This is a genomic window from Pseudomonas sp. AC463, from assembly GCF_979253585.1.
Window position 1 is genome coordinate 1 of record NZ_CEEDDZ010001106.1, and the last position, 240, is coordinate 240.

Consider the following 240-nt stretch of genomic DNA (forward strand, 5'->3'; position numbering starts at 1 on the left):
GGAGAAGAACGCCAGGGCGGTGAACAGCACGGTCGGTTGCTTGAGGTAGTAGCGCAGCGGATGGACTGGCAGCGAGGAGACTTCGCTTTTTTCCTCGGCGCGGCGGATTTCCTCGGCGACCTTGCCGTCAGGCTTGTCCTTGACGAACTTTAACCAGACAACCGCCCACACGAGCCCCATCAGCATGATGATGATGAACGACACCTTCCAGCCGTAGCTGACGGCGATAAAACCCACCAC

At 58.8% G+C, this 240-nt stretch carries 1 protein-coding gene; it reads right to left on the reverse strand.

All coding sequences use genetic code 11. The features are described 5' to 3' along the window. Positions 1-240, reverse strand: a 240-nt coding sequence (locus AC0IYH_RS33710; RefSeq protein WP_471838804.1) for an MFS transporter, incomplete at both ends; no start/stop codon positions are given.